At 69.0% G+C, this 15,088-nt stretch carries 17 protein-coding genes; 8 read left to right on the top strand and 9 right to left on the bottom strand.

What is annotated here, in order from left to right:
- Positions 1 to 231: 231 nt before the first annotated feature.
- From QH168_RS09410 to QH168_RS09390, 5 genes are all read right to left on the bottom strand, one after another.
- Complete coding sequence (locus QH168_RS09410; RefSeq protein ID WP_280234273.1) at positions 232 to 1,128, bottom strand: ROK family protein; 897 nt, start codon at positions 1,126 to 1,128, stop codon at positions 232 to 234.
- A 379-nt stretch (positions 1,129 to 1,507) separates the two neighbouring features.
- A complete protein-coding gene (locus tag QH168_RS09405; RefSeq protein ID WP_280234140.1) occupies positions 1,508 to 2,128 on the bottom strand; it encodes an antibiotic biosynthesis monooxygenase in 621 nt (206 codons plus the stop codon).
- 115 nt (positions 2,129 to 2,243) lie between these two features.
- Positions 2,244 to 3,002, bottom strand: coding sequence for an SDR family oxidoreductase (locus QH168_RS09400; protein WP_280234139.1), 759 nt, complete (start codon positions 3,000 to 3,002; stop codon positions 2,244 to 2,246).
- Positions 3,003 to 3,176: 174 nt separating this feature from the next.
- Positions 3,177 to 3,623, bottom strand: a complete 447-nt coding sequence (locus tag QH168_RS09395) for an SgcJ/EcaC family oxidoreductase (RefSeq protein WP_280234138.1) — start codon at positions 3,621 to 3,623, stop codon at positions 3,177 to 3,179.
- Between the two features lie 126 nt (positions 3,624 to 3,749).
- On the bottom strand, positions 3,750 to 4,484 hold the full coding sequence (locus tag QH168_RS09390) for an SDR family NAD(P)-dependent oxidoreductase (RefSeq protein ID WP_280234137.1): 735 nt from the start codon (positions 4,482 to 4,484) through the stop codon (positions 3,750 to 3,752).
- A 150-nt stretch (positions 4,485 to 4,634) separates the two neighbouring features.
- On the opposite strand from QH168_RS09390, the gene QH168_RS09385 reads away from it, so the two are divergent.
- From QH168_RS09385 to QH168_RS09375, 3 genes are all read left to right on the top strand, one after another.
- The gene (locus tag QH168_RS09385) at positions 4,635 to 5,456 is read left to right on the top strand and encodes an alpha/beta fold hydrolase (protein ID WP_280234136.1); all 822 of its coding nucleotides are present in this window, start codon (positions 4,635 to 4,637) and stop codon (positions 5,454 to 5,456) included.
- Positions 5,457 to 5,660: 204 nt separating this feature from the next.
- Complete coding sequence (mshA, locus tag QH168_RS09380) at positions 5,661 to 7,040, top strand: D-inositol-3-phosphate glycosyltransferase (RefSeq protein ID WP_280234135.1); 1,380 nt, start codon at positions 5,661 to 5,663, stop codon at positions 7,038 to 7,040.
- Positions 7,037 to 7,543, top strand: coding sequence for a YbjN domain-containing protein (locus QH168_RS09375; RefSeq protein ID WP_280234134.1), 507 nt, complete (start codon positions 7,037 to 7,039; stop codon positions 7,541 to 7,543). Before mshA ends, QH168_RS09375 begins: the two co-directional genes overlap by 4 nt.
- An 84-nt stretch (positions 7,544 to 7,627) precedes the next feature.
- Here the strand turns inward: QH168_RS09375 and QH168_RS09370 are convergent, their stop codons facing one another.
- Positions 7,628 to 8,869, bottom strand: a complete 1,242-nt coding sequence (locus QH168_RS09370; protein ID WP_280234133.1) for a L,D-transpeptidase — start codon at positions 8,867 to 8,869, stop codon at positions 7,628 to 7,630.
- 160 nt (positions 8,870 to 9,029) lie between these two features.
- Complete coding sequence (locus QH168_RS09365) at positions 9,030 to 10,118, bottom strand: UDP-N-acetylmuramate dehydrogenase (protein WP_432421068.1); 1,089 nt, start codon at positions 10,116 to 10,118, stop codon at positions 9,030 to 9,032.
- A gap of 42 nt (positions 10,119 to 10,160) precedes the next feature.
- Here QH168_RS09365 and QH168_RS09360 point away from each other — a divergent pair, with 42 nt between their 5' ends.
- The 3 genes from QH168_RS09360 to QH168_RS09350 all read left to right on the top strand — a co-directional run bounded on the left by QH168_RS09360 (position 10,161) and on the right by QH168_RS09350 (position 12,030).
- Positions 10,161 to 10,646: a DUF2505 domain-containing protein gene (locus tag QH168_RS09360; protein ID WP_280234132.1), complete on the top strand. Its 486-nt coding sequence runs from the start codon at positions 10,161 to 10,163 to the stop codon at positions 10,644 to 10,646.
- Positions 10,647 to 10,750: 104 nt separating this feature from the next.
- The gene (locus QH168_RS09355; RefSeq protein ID WP_280234131.1) at positions 10,751 to 11,266 is read left to right on the top strand and encodes a DUF2505 domain-containing protein; all 516 of its coding nucleotides are present in this window, start codon (positions 10,751 to 10,753) and stop codon (positions 11,264 to 11,266) included.
- Positions 11,236 to 12,030 (top strand): class I SAM-dependent methyltransferase, encoded by a 795-nt coding sequence (locus tag QH168_RS09350; protein WP_280234130.1) that lies wholly within the window; start codon positions 11,236 to 11,238, stop codon positions 12,028 to 12,030. The genes QH168_RS09355 and QH168_RS09350 overlap by 31 nt, the downstream gene beginning before the upstream one ends.
- 14 nt (positions 12,031 to 12,044) lie before the next feature.
- Here the strand turns inward: QH168_RS09350 and QH168_RS09345 are convergent, their stop codons facing one another.
- On the bottom strand, positions 12,045 to 12,686 hold the full coding sequence (locus tag QH168_RS09345; protein WP_280234129.1) for a hypothetical protein: 642 nt from the start codon (positions 12,684 to 12,686) through the stop codon (positions 12,045 to 12,047).
- Between the two features lie 118 nt (positions 12,687 to 12,804).
- Here QH168_RS09345 and QH168_RS09340 point away from each other — a divergent pair, with 118 nt between their 5' ends.
- Entirely contained in the window at positions 12,805 to 13,530 is a 726-nt protein-coding gene (locus QH168_RS09340) for an LmeA family phospholipid-binding protein (protein WP_280234128.1), read from the top strand.
- A 47-nt stretch (positions 13,531 to 13,577) separates the two neighbouring features.
- Here QH168_RS09340 and deoC read toward each other — a convergent pair whose 3' ends face one another.
- Positions 13,578 to 14,246 carry a deoxyribose-phosphate aldolase gene (deoC, locus tag QH168_RS09335; RefSeq protein ID WP_280234127.1) on the bottom strand — a complete coding sequence of 223 codons (669 nt, stop codon included), beginning with the start codon at positions 14,244 to 14,246 and terminating at the stop codon, positions 13,578 to 13,580.
- Positions 14,247 to 14,353: 107 nt separating this feature from the next.
- On the opposite strand from deoC, the gene QH168_RS09330 reads away from it, so the two are divergent.
- Entirely contained in the window at positions 14,354 to 14,875 is a 522-nt protein-coding gene (locus QH168_RS09330; protein WP_280234126.1) for a GNAT family N-acetyltransferase, read from the top strand.
- Positions 14,876 to 15,088 lie beyond the last annotated feature (213 nt).

Genomic DNA, 15,088 nt, shown 5'->3' with positions numbered 1-15,088 from the left:
TGGGGGGGACTACGCCGCAGCGCACCGCACAGGCGAGCGACTGGCGCGGCGCTGCGCGAGCGAGTCGAGAAGGCACAGCGCAGCGCGGGCAGCTCGGGAAGGCACAGCACGGCGCGAGCGACTCGAGAAGGCACAGCACGGCGCGAGCGACTCGGAAAGGCACAGCACGGCGCGAGCGACTCGGAAAGGCACAGCACGACAGGGTGGGAAGGCGCGCGGCCGCGCAGCGATTCAGCGCGGGGCCGGCAGATCGGCGGCGAGGATGGCGGCGCCGACCAGGGTGGCTCCGTCGGTGAGAGTGGACAGTTCGACTCGTAGATCGCGGATGAAGTTCAGGCCCGCGTGCCGGGCGATGGACGCGCGCATGGGGCCCCACAGCGGTTCGCCGGAATGGGCGAAGCCACCGCCGATGACGACGGTGTCGACATCGAGCAGCGCCGCCGCGGAGCTGATGGCCTGGCCGAGCGCGGTCCCGGCGCGGGCGAGTGCGGCGCACGCGATCGGATCGCCGATCGCCGCCGCCCGCGCCAGTTCGACCCCGTTCTCCCCCACCCAGCCCTGTTCCCTCGCCCAGCGTGCCGAGGACATACCGCTCGCGACCGCCTCGACACAGCCGAACCCACCGCACGCGCAGGGCACATCCCAGCCGGGCACCACGATGTGGCCGATATGTCCCGCGTTCCCCGTACGACCGGTGCAGACCGTGCCATCCACGAGCAGGCCGCCGCCGATTCCCGACGACACCGTCATCGCCAGGGCGTTCCGCACGCCGCGCAGCGCACCCGAATGTTGTTCGGCCAGTGCCAGACACGCGCCGTCGATCGCGAATCGCACGGTGGCGTCGGGAAACAACGCACCGACTGCGGCCACGACCGCGAATCCGTCGCGCCATTCCCGGATGTTCAGCGGACCCGTGATCCCGCCCGGCACGTCCACCGGCCCGGCCGATCCGATCCCGACCGCGGTCACCGACGCACCATCGGCGACCGTGAGCAGCAGCGAACGGCAGACCTCCCACACTCCGTTCTCCGGCACCGCCGCCCGCCGCACCGCATGCACCTGCCCGGCGGCGTCGACCAACCCCGCGGCGAACTTCGTCGCCCCGATATCCAATGCCAGCACCGCCACCGACGCCTCCCAGGTCCAGATCCGCGGGCCCCGATTGTCGCGCACGTGACGCGCGGCGCTGCGCCGCGGACCCCCGCGTTCGGTAAAACTCACTGGCCGGCCGGTCATCGGCCGATACAAGCTGAACCTATGCCCGGCGCCGACCTTCGGCATGTGAGCGTCTGACACGCGCGTGAGCACCAGGCGCGGAACTGTATCCGAGCGGCGCCAACCCCTACCCGCCCGGCCCGCAATGGCAATGGGCTCCGGGGTCCGACGCGGGCGCATGAGCGGCTGACACGGCCAGGCGAGGCGGCGGAACGGACCGACACAGCGAACCGGCGGGTCGTACTCGCACGACCCGCCGGTTCACTCGTCTCTCACCGGACCGCGGAACCCGTCAGGCCATTTCCGGCACCCGCAGATGCGCTAGCGCCAGTTCGAACTCGCGGACGTCGAGCGCTTCGACACCGGTTTCCCGTGCGGCGTCGACCCGAAGGGAAGCCGACTGCTCGCGGCTGCGGCGCATGGCTTCGGCATTGTCGTAGGTGGTGCAGGAGACGGCTCGGCCGGATTTGCGGTTGATCATCAGGCTCGCGCTACAGAACCCGTCGAGGTCCTCCATCGCGGGCAGGGTGCTGGCCTTGTAGACCTCGACGGCCGCATCGATACGGCTCGGATCGGTCTTGACCCAGGTGGCCCGCACGCACGCGCCTTCGCTGGACAGATGGGCCCGGTGCAGACCGGCGATCTCCCATTCTTCGACATGTGCGCTGCCGCCGAACAGGGCGATCGCGCGTTCCCGGATCGGCCCGACCCGGTCCATGCTGTCGCGCATGGCCGCTTCCGATTCCCAGGACGTGGTGGCGATGCACCGGCCGCTGGCTCGGTCCACCATCAGCGACAGTCCGACGCATCCGGGTATTTCTTGGACTTCAGGCAGCACGACATCACGCATATGCGCGATCCCGGCGTCGATAGCGGAGGGTTGCGCCTGAATCGTGGTAGATCGCGCGAACACGACCCACCCCCTCTCTGCTCGGGGCAGCGCCCGGCGGCGCCACCGGTGCCCTTCACCATGCTCCCTCGTGGTCACCGAGGCAAGGGGCGATCCGGCGGCGCCGAGATCCGCGTGACTAAGCGTTCGCGGGGTAGTGCCGATCGAGCCACTGCTCGAAGGTCGGGCCCGCGATGATCGCATCGGGGCCGGGCAGCAGGGCGCCACCGGCTTGCAGATCCCGGTTCGGGTCGTCGGCGTCGATGATCTCCTGCACCCGCGCCGGTGCGCCGCGGCGGGCAGCCAGGCGTGCGACCGCCGCCGCCAGATTCAGTTCCTCCGGACCGGCGATATCGGTGGTCTCGGGGGCCGAATCCGCGAGCGCGATCCGCGCCAGCTGCTCGGCCACGGTGCGCGCGGCGACGAGGTGGGTGCGCATCGCCGGGACGTAGGCGCTGTCACCACGGGTGGTCCACTCCAACATCATCTCGGTGAACTCGTGGAACTGCGCGGCCCGCAGGATCCGCACCGGCAGCGGACCCTCTCGGTAGGCGCGCTCATGCGCGAGCTTGCCCGCATAGTGACCGGCGGTGAACGCATCGATGCCGATGATCGACACCAGCGCGATCCGCCGCACCCCCGCCGCGGACGCCGCCTGCTGCACATTCCGGGCGATGGTGCCGAAGAAGTCCTGTACCGCAGCGGTTTCGGTGGTCGACGCGTTGGTCGCGTCCACCACGACGTCCGCTCCGTCGAGCGCCGCACGCAACCCGGCGCCGGTGTACGCGTCGACCCCCGCCGTCCGGGTCACCTCGGAAACCTCGTGCCCCTGGTTCGTCAGCACATCCACGACCTCACGGCCGATCCGCCCGCTGGCTCCGAGCACTGCAATCCGCATCACTGCCTCCTCGATCAGGTTCCCTTACTCATCCGATCGACGAAGTAGGCCCGGCGAGTGTGACATCGCTGCCGAGGTTCCAGGCCGCGGACGGCAATCCGCAGCTCACGCAAAGTGTGGACGAGGAACTCCACCTTCCGAAACCGACTGCGGAGCCGTCTCCCCACGGGGCGATCAGGCAGCGGGAACCAGGGTGTTGTGGCGGGCGGCGACCCACCAGCGCTCGCCCTCCTTGACCAGAACGTAGAGGGCGACCATGGCGGGGTCCTGATCGATGAGCGTGCCGTCGGCGGTGGTGGCTCGCGCCGCCTTGTGCGCGACGGCGACGTCCGGGCGGAGGAAGGTGATGTCGGTGATCTCGTAGCGGACGTACTCGTTCTTCAGGAAACCCGCCAGCCCACGACGCCCGGAGTCGAGCAGCGCGTCGCGGCCGGTGATCACCATGCCCACCGCATTGCCCGCCGCGGCGTTCGCGGTGAAACCGCTGATCATCAGTTCGGCATCGTTGGTGTTGTAGCCGGTCTCCACATCGGCGATCAGCCCTTCGATCGCACTGATATCAGCGGCATGGTCGGTAGTGGTGTCCTCGACGACGGGCGGTTCGGATGCAATCGCACTCATGACCACCAGCCTGCTACCTCAACCACACTTCAGGTCAAGGCGCGCCAACCGACCCCGTGCGCGAACCCGCGAGCGGCACCCGGCTGCGGCGTTTCGCGAGAAGCGCCCGCAGCCAGGAGCCACTCGTCAGGTGCGGCGGGCGAAGCGGCCCGGATCGGCCTGGTCGCGGGGTTTGACGATGATCTGGTCGAGGTTGACGTGTGGTGGGCGGGAGGCGGTGAAGGCGACGATCTCGGCGATGTCCTCGGCGACGAGCGGGTCGATGCCTTCGTAGACCTTGGCGGCGCGCTCCTCGTCGCCCTCGAAGCGGACGAGGGAGAATTCGGTTTCCACCGCGCCGGGGGCGATTTCGGTGAGCCGGACCGGTTTGCCGAGCAGTTCGCCGCGCAGGGTGCGGTGCAGTACGGCCTGGGCGTGCTTGGCGGAGGTGTAGCCGGAGCCGTTGTCGTAGGCGTGGAAGGCGGCGACCGAGGTGATGGTGACGATGAGCCCGTCACCGGAGTCGATCAGCTTGGGCAGCAGTGCCTTGGTCACGCGCAGGGTGCCGAGGACATTGGTCTCCCACATCCAGCGCCAGTCATCGAGATCGGCGTCGGCGACGGTCGCGAGGCCCTTCGCCCCGCCCGCATTGTTCACCAGCACGTCCACCCGGTCGATCGCGTCGGTGAACGCGCGCACGGAATCCTCGGAGGTCACATCGAGTTCGAGTGCGGTACCACCGATCTCGGCGGCAAGCCGCTGGAGCCGGTCGAGCCTGCGCGCCCCGACGTAGACGTGATACCCCTGCTTCGCCAGCTCCCTCGCAGTGGCCTCGCCGATTCCCGAGCTGGCTCCCGTGACGACAGCGGTGCGCGCGCTCATGCCCGCACCTCGCCCACACTCGGCCCCGGCACGCGCACGCTGGTGGCAGCGTTGATCGTTGGCTCGCTCATGCGCCAAGCCTAAACCGGCCCGTACCGAACGCCCGGTCAGAGCCGCGACCGACACCGGCGAAACGCTAGCCTGACGGGCATGGCTATTCGGGAAGTCGTCAGTGCCGACGGAACACGCATCGTCTACCGCGTCCTCGGTCCGGCCGAGGGCAGGCCGCTGGTGCTGCTGCACGGCTGGTCGGCGAATCTGCGGTGCTGGGGGCGGGCGGCCGATGATCTGGCCGAGCGGTACCGGGTGATCGCGGTGGATCTGCGTGGGCACGGCTACTCGGACGCACCGGCGACCGGCTACGACGATCCGAAGAACTGGGCCGCCGATCTGGCTGCCGTGCTCACCGCCGAATCCATCGAATCCGGCGCAGTTCTGCTCGGCTGGTCCTATGGCGGCATCGCGATCAGCGACTATCTGACCGCGTACGGAACCGGCGCGGTGGCGGGTGTGATCTACACCGGATCGCTGGCCAATATCGGTCCCGACATCCCCGGCGCCGCGGTCGGCCCGGCCATGGAGACCGCGATTCCGTCGGTTTTCGAGGAGAGCGCGGGCCGGGCAATGCGCGGATTCGCGGCCTTCGGCAACTCGAATACCGGGCCGGGCGCGGACAAGGGCGGCGACGCCCAGCGACTGTTCGGCGCGAGTCTGTCGACGCCGCCGTTCGTGCGCAAGGCGCTGTTCTACCGCACGGTGGACAACTCCGAGACCCTGCGCGGCCTGGACATTCCGGTGCTGGTGCTGCACGGCACCGCCGATCCGGTCGTGCCGATCGACAACGGCCGATACATCGCCGAACTGGCGCCGAAATCGCGCACCTCGTTCTGGGCGGACGCCCAGCACGGCCTGTTCATCGAAGACCGCGAACGCTTCGTCGGTGAGGTCGGCGAGTTCATCGACGACCTCTGACCCGGACCGGCGCCGCCCGGCCGCTCGGGCATGCGCGACCGACCCAGACCCCCGACCGGTCACGGCGACCACCGCCCCGACACCGACCGCGCCACGCGGACCAGCGACCCCGCCGCGGTCCGCGTGACCGCCCTCACCACCGGTTTGTGATGGCTGTCACTCGCCGGGAAGCGGGCACCTGAACGCGGCGTTACACCATGCAGTATGGACATTGTGAGTGAACGCCCGGAACCACGGCCCCGTCGGATCGCGGTGTTGTCGGTGCACACCTCACCACTCGCGCAACCGGGCACCGGGGATGCGGGTGGCATGAATGTCTACGTGCTGCATACCGCCATCGAACTGGCCCGTCGCGGCACCGAGGTGGAGATCTTCACCCGCGCCACATCGTCGAATGTCCCGCCGGTGCAGGAAGCCGCCCCCGGCGTACTGGTGCGCAATGTGGTCGCCGGTCCGTTCGAGGGCCTGGACAAACACGATCTGCCCACGCAGCTGTGCCCGTTCACCGCCGAGGTCTTGCGGCAGGAGGCCCGGCATCTGCCCGGCCACTACGACCTGGTGCATTCGCATTATTGGCTGTCCGGCCAGGTGGGCTGGCTGGCCCGCGACCGCTGGCGGGTGCCGCTGGTGCACACCGCGCACACGCTCGCCGCAGTGAAGAACGCCGCACTGGCCGATGGCGACTGTCCAGAACCGGCGACCAGGGAGATCGGCGAGAAACAGGTGATCGCCGAGGCCGACCGAATGGTCGCCAATACCGGTGAGGAGGCGCGTCAGCTCGTCGAGCTGTACGGCGCCGATGCCGACCGCATCGATGTGGTGCCGCCGGGCGCCGATCTGCGCCGCTACTGTCCGGGTGACAAGGCGGCGGCGCGCGCCGAGTTGGGGTTGGCCCGCGATGAGCAGATCGTCGCGTTCATCGGGCGGATCCAACCGTTGAAGGCGCCCGACGTCCTCGTGCGCGCGGCCGCCGCGGCCATCCACCGCGAGCCGCACCGCAGGCTGCGGGTCCTCATCGTGGGCGGGCCGTCGGGCAGCGGGCTCAAACGCCCCGACGCACTCATCGAACTCGCCGCCGAATTGGGCATCGCCGATCGGGTGACGTTCCTGCCGCCGCAGTCCTCGGACCGGCTGGTGCGGATCTATCGCGCGGCCGATCTGGTCGCGGTCCCCAGCTACAACGAATCCTTCGGTCTGGTCGCGCTGGAGGCGCAGGCCAGCGGCACCCCGGTGCTCGCCGCCGATGTCGGCGGGCTCGGCACCGCGGTCCGCCACGGCGATACCGGCCTGCTGGTTCCCGGCCACCGCACCGACGACTGGGCCGACGCGCTGACCACCCTGCTCGATACGCCGACCAGGCTCGAACAGATGGGTGTCCGTGCCGTCGAGCACGCCGCGAAATTCTCCTGGGCGCATACCGCCGAGGGCCTGTTGGACAGTTATTCGGCCGCGCTGTCGCGCATCGCCGCCGACCGCGCCGGAATCGGCGCCCGCGCGGTCGCGCCGGGCAGGCCGACTATCCTCGGCGACAATCAGGCCAGATCGCGGGCGCTGTGGCGGCGCCGGACAGGAGCACGCCGATGAGTTCGGCAACCGAGGCGGCGAACGTCATCGATGCGACGCTGGCCGAGCGCGAGATCGAGTACACCCGCCCCGCCGACGACACCTTCGTCGTGGTCCTGCCCGGTGAGCGCAAGCTGAAGACCACGCTGATGCTCAGCGTCGGCAAGCACGGTGTGCGCATCGAATCGTTCGTCTGCCGCAAGCCCGACGAGAACTTCGAAGGCGTCTACAAATACCTGCTGCGCCGCAACCGCAAGCTCTACGGTGTGGCCTACACCCTGGACCGGGTCGGTGACATCTATCTGGTCGGCCGGATGTCCACCCACGCCGTCACCCCCGACGAGCTGGACCGCATCTTCGGCCAGGTGCTCGAGGCCGTCGACTTCGACTTCAACACCCTGCTCGAACTGGGGTTCGCCGAATCCATCCGCAAGGAATGGAAGTGGCGGGTCTCGCGCGGTGAATCGCTGAAGAACCTGCGCGCATTCGAGCACCTCATCGAGGAATCCCCCGACACCCCTTAGGTTTCCGATCGCAGTCCGCCGACCCGGACGACCGCTGGCGCTATGTCATCGACAACCCGCCCGGAAGCGGCTGAACCGGTCGACTCAGCGCCCGCCCGCCGGTTGCGGGGGTACCGGGGTGGCGGAGACCGTCGTGGTGGGTTTGCCGGTGAGCGCCGACATCGACTTCCAGGTCTCCCAGTCGATGGTCCAGTCGTAGAGATCGCCGTCCGCCGCCGACAACTCGATGCGGGTGCCGGTCACCTCGACCGGATCGCCGTAGCGGGCCGTCGGGAAATAGGCCTCCGCATCGGCGGGTGAGAGGTTGATGCAGCCGTTGGTGACATTGGCCGCGCCCTGCGCCGACAGCGAGGCCGGGTTGGCGTGGATGAACTCGCCGTTGTTGGAGATGCGCACGGCCCAGCGTTCGCGGACGTTCTCGTAGTACGGCGGATTCGACATCATGAAGTCCTCGTACTTCTCGGTCACCACATGGATGCCCGAGCGGGTGACATTGCGCGCCTCATTGCCCTCGCCGTAGCTGACCGGGAAGTCGAAGACCACGGCGCCGTCACGCACCACCTGCATCCGGTGGCTCGGAGCGTCGGCCTTGACGATCTGCGCGCGGCCGATGGTGAAATCGGAGGTGATATCGGAGTCGCCGTACTTACCGTCGCCGAGGTCGAGCCCGTAGAGCATGGCCGCGACGTGCACGGTGGTACCGGGCGTCCAGTACTCCTTGGGACGCCAGTGCAGGCGGGAGCCGCCGTTGTCGTCGGGGAACCAGGCCCACGCGCCCTCGGTGGGCGGATCGGTGGTGACGGTGAGCGCCTTCTCCACCGCGGCCTTGTTCTGCACCGGCGCCTTGAACTGCACGATGATCGGCGCGGCGATGCCCACTTCCTGACCGTCACCGATATTGAGCGTGGCCGGGACGGTCGCCTCGGGGGCGAGCGTGCTGAAGGTGCCGTCGATCGGGACGGGTTTGCCGTCGGTGCCGATGGCGGTGCCGGTCCAGGTATAGGACGAGTCGTAGCCGAGCGGTTCGGTGGTGCGGTAGCTGCGCTTGTCCGGCGACATCTCGCCCTTGACCTGCCTGCCATTGGCGTTGGTCAGGGCGATCTGGTTGATGGTGCCGTTCTCGACGGTCACCGAGACGGGGGCGGTCGGGCCCACATCGGTGGCGTCGGCGTCGGGGGTCATGGTGACCGCGGCGACCGGACCGTCGGCGGCGGGCCCGGAACCTTCACCCCGGTCGATCGTGCATCCGGCGACCAGCGCCACCACCGCGAGCAGCACACCCGCCACAGCGGCAGCCGGACCGAACGTGTCTGGTCGGTTGCTCACTCCATCGAATCTACGCCCGGCAAATCGGTCGGCCGACCATGACAGCGCTGCCGCGGTGTGGGATCGCCCACGTCGGCGTCGGCGGACACTTCTCGACAACTCGGCGCTGACAGCAATGTTTCAGCTATCGACGGGATCGCGGCTCGGCAGCGACTGCGACCTACACCGCGACGCCGACCGTGACCGGTTCGGGCACCAACCGGACGCCGAACCGCTCGGCCACGCCGTCACGGACGGTGCGCGCCAACGACACCAGATCGGCGGCGGAGGCGGTTCCACGGTTGGTCAGCGCCAATGTGTGTTTGGTCGACAACCTGGCGGCGGCCTGCGGCCCAGGAAAACCCTTGCCGAAGCCGGCGCGCTCGATCAGCCACCCCGCCGACAGCTTCACCCCGTCCGGCGCGGGATAGGTGGGGATCGCGGCCTCCCCCACGTGCGCGCGGATCTTCGCGAGCACCTGCTCGGCGTCGGCCTGCGCCACCACCGGATTGGTGAAGAACGAGCCCGCGCTCCAGGTGTCGTGGTCGGTGGGATCGAGCACCATCCCCTTACCCGCGCGCAGCGCCAGCACAGCCGCCCTGACCTGCGCGGCAGGCTTGGATTCGGCCTCGGCCGCGCCGAGCGTGCGGGCCAGCTCCCCATACCGAAGGGGCGCGCTCGCACCACTCGGGTCGAGCGCGAATTCGACCGCGAGCACCACGGCCCGATCGCTGTGCTTGAGCACGCTGGTGCGGTAGCCGAAACCCAGCTCGGACGGTTCGACCCAGCCGATATCGCCGGTGGTGCGGTCGAGCAGCTGGACGCGGCGCAGCAACCGGTCGACCTCGACCCCATAGGCACCGACGTTCTGCACCGGCGTCGCCCCGGCCGAACCGGGAATCCCGGACAGGCATTCCAGCCCGCCGAATCCGGCGTCGACGGTGGCCGCCACCACCGTGTCCCAGTTCGCGCCCGCTTCGGCGAGCACACTGTCGGCGCCGAAGGTGACCGCGGTGGTGGCAACCCGCACCACCACACCGGCGAAACCGGCGTCGTCGATGAGCAGATTGGACCCACCGGCGAGCAGCAGCAGCGGCACACCGGCCGCGTCCAGCGCGCGCACCGTCGCCACCAGGGCGTCGGTGCTCGCGCATTCGGCGACAATGGCCGGGCCGCCGACCCGCAGCGTCGTCAGGTCCGCGAGGCGCACCCCGTCGCGGACCGTCGCATCGGTCCCCGACAGCAGGTCACGCACTTGTTCCGAGGACACCAACCGTGAAGTTCGCACAGCCAGACGGTAGCGTGTCCGACCATGGCTACACCCCTGGCGTATACGGCCCGCTACACCCATCCGGTCGCTGCCGTGCGCGCGGCGTTCGCCGACCAGCAGTACTGGAAGGACCGGATCGCGGCCGTCGGCGGGCCGAACGCCCGGCTGGAGTCGGTCACCGTCGACGGTGACCAGGTACGCATCGAGGTGGTGCAGGCCATCGCCGCCGAACTGCTGCCCGCGGCCATCACCGCGGTTCGCCCCGGCGATCTGATCATCCCCCGCACCGAGAGCTGGACCGGCGATTCCGCGACCTTCGAGGCGCGGGTGGAGGGTGCGCCCGCCGAGGTCCGCGGCACCATCGCCCTCAGCAGCGTCGACGCGGGGTCGACGGCCGTGGTCGACGGCAGCATCGAGGTCAAGGTTCCGCTGTTCGGCAGCAAGATCGAAGCCGCCATCGCCGAACGCCTCACCGAACTGCTCGCCGAGGAGACCGAGTTCACCAACGCCTGGATCTCCGAGAACTGACGCACTGTGACGCCGACGGCGTCGTGCGGGGACCGGTTGTGGCCGGTCCCCGCTTCCACCGCCCGGCTCGGTCCTGACAACCGGTCCCGGTAACGTAACCGCCCATGGCTCGCCGACTGGACTACTCAGCCCGCTACCCGCTGCACACCACCAAAGAGCTGTACGCGGCGCTGTCGAACCGGGACTACTGGGAGGCCCGGATCGAGGAGATGCGGAAGTACTCGCCCAACGATGTGGTCAGCCTCGAATCCGATGACGACGGTATCGAGGTGGTGCTGCACCACATCCTGCCGCGCGAGACGCTGCCCGAGATCGCGCAGACGGTGATCCGCAAGGACATGGTGATCACCCGCAAGGAGAGCTACGGCCCGTTCGGGCCCGAGGTCACCGGCAAATACTCCGCGTCCATCCCCGCCGGTCCCGGCAGCCTCACCGGAACCATGCATCTGTTCCCCACCGAGACCGGCTGCACCATGCGTTTCTCCTCCGAGGCGAAGGTCTTCATCCCGATGGTCGGCCCACGGCTCGAGCAGCTGATGCTGGTGAACCTCGTCGATCTGTTCCGTGCCGAGGCCGAGGTGACCCAGACGTGGCTGGAAGAGCAAAACCCCACCAGCTGAATCCGGTCGGCACGATCACCCGCGGCACCACCGGCGTCAACCGATTGCGCCGCAGCGACCGCTGGCTGATCCACGACGAATTGGTGACCGCCAGATTGCACGCGGCCACCGACCCACTGGTGGTCGATCTCGGCTACGGCGCGAGCCCGTGGACCACTTTCGAGCTGGCCGAGCGGCTGCGCACGGTGCGGCCGGATGTGCGCGTGGTCGGTCTGGAGATCGACCCGGAACGGGTGGTGCCCGGACGCGACGGTGTCCGTTTCGCCCGCGGCGGTTTCGAACTCGCCGGACTGCGGCCGGTACTGGTGCGCGCGTTCAACGTGCTACGTCAGTACCCGGAATCGGCGGTCCCCGACGCCTGGTCGACGATCCTGTCCGGTCTTGCCCCCGACGGCCTGCTGGTCGACGGCACCTGCGATGAGCTCGGCCGCCGCTGTGCGTGGGTGCTGCTCGACCACACCGGTCCCCTGTCGCTGACGCTGGCCTGGGATCCGTTCACCGTCGAACGCCCCTCCGATATCGCCGAACGTCTGCCGAAGGTGTTGATCCACCGCAATATTCCCGGCGAAGGCGTACACACGCTGCTCACCGCCGCCGATCGCGCCTGGTCACATGCCGCGCCGCTGGCGCCGTTCGGGCCGCGGGTGCGCTGGCGCGGCGCAGCGAAGCTGTTGCGCGAACAAGGCTTTCCGGTCCGGGACTACCGCAGGCGAATGCGTGACAACGTGCTGTCGGTGCCGTGGGCCGCGGTCGCACCCCGATAACCTCGGGCCCAGGCTCAACCGGCGGCGAGCGCGCGCCGTACCCGCACCGACGCCCAGGTCCCGAGAGTTTCTCCCGCCGCCCGGATCTCGTGGGCGTCGCAGCGGTGGATGGCGAGAGCGTCGGCCACCACCTCGTCCAATGCGGACTGCGCGATATCGGATTCGGCGAGATCGAGCACCGTGCGCACGGGGGTGGTCACCAGGAACGGCCCGGCGGATTCGAGGTCGACGCTCGGTAGCCGCCTGCGCAGCACCACCACCCGCTGGGTGACGGGCGGGCGCCCGGCCGCCGCGGAAAGATGCAGGAAACTCGGATGCAGGCGCCCGATCCCGTGCAGATCAGCGGCGCTCTGATGCGAGACCGCCACCGCACCGTCGAACCAGGCCGCCCACATCGCGCATTCGTCGAGCGGACCCTCGGGCCAGTTCGCCATGCGCAACATCCCGACACCGGTCCTGGTCACCGAACCGTTGCCGAGACAGGCACGCACCCGATCCGCGCATCCGGTGCGCAATACCTGCCGCGTGGTGAAGAACCCGGCATGGCGACCGGCCAGCCGACACAGCACCCGCCAGCCGCGACCGGAATCCCCGCTTGCGGGCGCGAGTGGATCGGGAAGGAATCCTGGAGTGCGCCTCGCCGCATCACCGGCCATGGGAACCAGGCTACGCGGCAAACTTGTGGCACATGTCACAATTGGCGGGTCTCGGCTACAAGACATCCCTCACCGCACCCTCAGAGCCGACACAGAAACGTCGGGAAGAATCTGCTCCATGCCCACGAAGATCCGCTCCGCACTGACGGTCAGTCGCCGCACCCTGGTGATCGCCCTGATCGCGGTGGTCGCGCTGCTGACCACCGTGCTGGTCGGCGGTGAGGCCTACGCGCGTCATTCGGTCGCGAGCTGTGTCAGCCGACAATTCGAGAAGGAGATGGGCTCCAAGATCGACGTCGGCTTCGGCGCCAAGCCGATGCTGGTTACCTGGGTCGACGGCAAGCTGCCCGAGGTGAACGTCAACAGTGACGACGTGAAATTCGGCCCGGCCGTCGGTATGCGGGTGCACGCGAAGTTCCACGACGTCGAGGTCACCGACAACGGCCGCGGCGGCGCCGCGATCGGCCGCTCCACCGCGGACATCACCTGGAGCAATGACGGTATCGGCAAAACCCTCGGCGGCCTGGTGAGCGATGTCGCCTCCTCACCCACCGAGGGCAAGCTGACCCTCGACGTCCTCGGCGGTGTCGCCCAGGTCTCGGTGCAGCCGCGGGTCGCCGCCGACACGGTGCAGGTCGAGATCGAATCGGCGCATGTCCTCGGTATCGGTCTGCCCACCGATCTGGTCCAGGAGATCGCCGATCTGCTGTCGCAGAGTTTGCAGGTCTACCCGTTCGAGATGCGGCCGACCGGTGTGCAGGTCACCGATGACGGCCTGCGGGTACAGCTGGCCGGTGGACCGGCCCAGATGCCCGCGGGGACCGAAGGCAGCTCGTCCTGCTGAGCATCGCCACCGCGTATCGACCGCGCACCGGTGCCGCCCTCATGCGTTCAGGCCGCGAAACCCTCCAGCACCGCACGAGATCGGGACAATCCGAGACGCGTGGCACCGGCCGCGATCAGCTCGGCCGCCGCCTCCGCGGTACGGATGCCGCCGCTGGCCTTGATACCGAGCCGCCCACCGACGGTCTCGGCCATCAACTCGACCGCATGCACACCGGCGCCTCCCGCAGGGTGGAATCCGGTGGAAGTCTTCACGAAATCAGCGCCCGCACGTTCGGCGGCCAGGCACACCTGCACGATCGCCTCGCCGGGCAGGGCAGCGGATTCGATGATCACCTTCAGCAGCGCCCGATCACCGACAGCCTCACGCACCGTCACGATATCGGCCAGCACGCCGGTGTAATCCCCGGCGAGAGCGGCGCCGACATCGATGACCATATCCACCTCGGCCGCGCCCTGCTCGACAGCGAGCCTGGCCTCGGCGCCCTTGACCAGCGAATGATGTTTGCCGGACGGGAATCCGGCCACGGTCGCCACCACCAGTCCCGGCGCCCGCACCGGCAGCATGGACGGCGAGACACAGATCGCGTACACACCGAGTTCACGAGCCTCGCGCACCAACTCGGCCACATCCTCGGTGGTGGCCTCCGGCGCCAACAGGGTGTGGTCGATCATGTCGGCCACTTCGGCCCGGGTCAGCGACGCGGAATCTGCCATGGGCAGAGTCTGGCATATCGGCGTCGAGCCCCGACCCGCGCGGGAATCGGATTGCGCACCAGGGGTGGTTCACGCACACTTCGTATGGTCGGAAAGAAAGGACAACCGTGCTGATCCGACGCGAACGCGCCGACGACACCGATGCCATCGCCGCGGTCCACCGCAGCGCTTTCGGCCCGCAGTACACCGGCCGAGCCGCCGACGAACCCCCCGAAGTCGATCTCGTCGACCGCCTACGCAGCGATCCGGGCTGGATACCGACGCTGTCGATGGTCGCGGTGCAACACGACGCCGTGATCGGACACGTCTGCCTCACTCGCGCCGCCGTCGGCCCGTTCCCGGTCCTCGCACTCGGCCCGATCGGGGTGCTGGCCGGCCATCAGGGCGAGGGCGTCGGCGCGGCGCTCATGCACGCCGTCATCGGCGCGGCCGACGCACTCGACGAACCGCTCATCGGCCTGGTCGGCCACCACGACTACTACCCGCGCTTCGGTTTCGTCCCCGGCACCCGCCTCGGCATCGCCCCCGACGAACCGAGCTGGGCGAGCCACTTCCAGATCCGCTCACTCACCGCATACGACGCACAGATCCTCGGCGAATTCCATTACGCCGAACCGTTCTATGTCTAATTGCGGCGCCTGCGGCGCCGCGGTTCGCGGCCCCCTGGTGTCTCGTGTCTCCCCGAACCCGGGGTTCCATCGGCGTGCGCAGCGCTAGCGGGGACACGAGACGGGCCGCGAACACTATGCGCGGGCTCGCGTCGCTCGAAAAATGTGGTTGGGGCCGGCCCAATGTCTCCATCGGCGATCTGGTGGCCGGTACGGTGCAGGCGCTGACCGCCG

The sequence above is a fragment of the Nocardia cyriacigeorgica genome (assembly GCF_029868385.1).
In the GTDB taxonomy this organism is placed as follows: domain Bacteria; phylum Actinomycetota; class Actinomycetes; order Mycobacteriales; family Mycobacteriaceae; genus Nocardia; species Nocardia cyriacigeorgica_F.
This window is presented reverse-complemented; position numbering and strand designations above follow the sequence as displayed.

Coding starts and splice junctions, on each gene's coding strand:
- QH168_RS09400 (WP_280234139.1), bottom strand. CDS start 3,002: ATGCGGATTGCAGTGCTCGGAGCCAGCGGGCGGATCGGCCGTGAGGTC.
- QH168_RS09395 (WP_280234138.1), bottom strand. CDS start 3,623: ATGAGTGCGATTGCATCCGAACCGCCCGTCGTCGAGGACACCACTACC.
- QH168_RS09390 (WP_280234137.1), bottom strand. CDS start 4,484: ATGAGCGCGCGCACCGCTGTCGTCACGGGAGCCAGCTCGGGAATCGGC.
- QH168_RS09385 (WP_280234136.1), top strand. CDS start 4,635: ATGGCTATTCGGGAAGTCGTCAGTGCCGACGGAACACGCATCGTCTAC.
- mshA (WP_280234135.1), top strand. CDS start 5,661: ATGGACATTGTGAGTGAACGCCCGGAACCACGGCCCCGTCGGATCGCG.
- QH168_RS09375 (WP_280234134.1), top strand. CDS start 7,037: ATGAGTTCGGCAACCGAGGCGGCGAACGTCATCGATGCGACGCTGGCC.
- QH168_RS09360 (WP_280234132.1), top strand. CDS start 10,161: ATGGCTACACCCCTGGCGTATACGGCCCGCTACACCCATCCGGTCGCT.
- QH168_RS09355 (WP_280234131.1), top strand. CDS start 10,751: ATGGCTCGCCGACTGGACTACTCAGCCCGCTACCCGCTGCACACCACC.
- QH168_RS09345 (WP_280234129.1), bottom strand. CDS start 12,686: ATGGCCGGTGATGCGGCGAGGCGCACTCCAGGATTCCTTCCCGATCCA.
- QH168_RS09340 (WP_280234128.1), top strand. CDS start 12,805: ATGCCCACGAAGATCCGCTCCGCACTGACGGTCAGTCGCCGCACCCTG.
- deoC (WP_280234127.1), bottom strand. CDS start 14,246: ATGGCAGATTCCGCGTCGCTGACCCGGGCCGAAGTGGCCGACATGATC.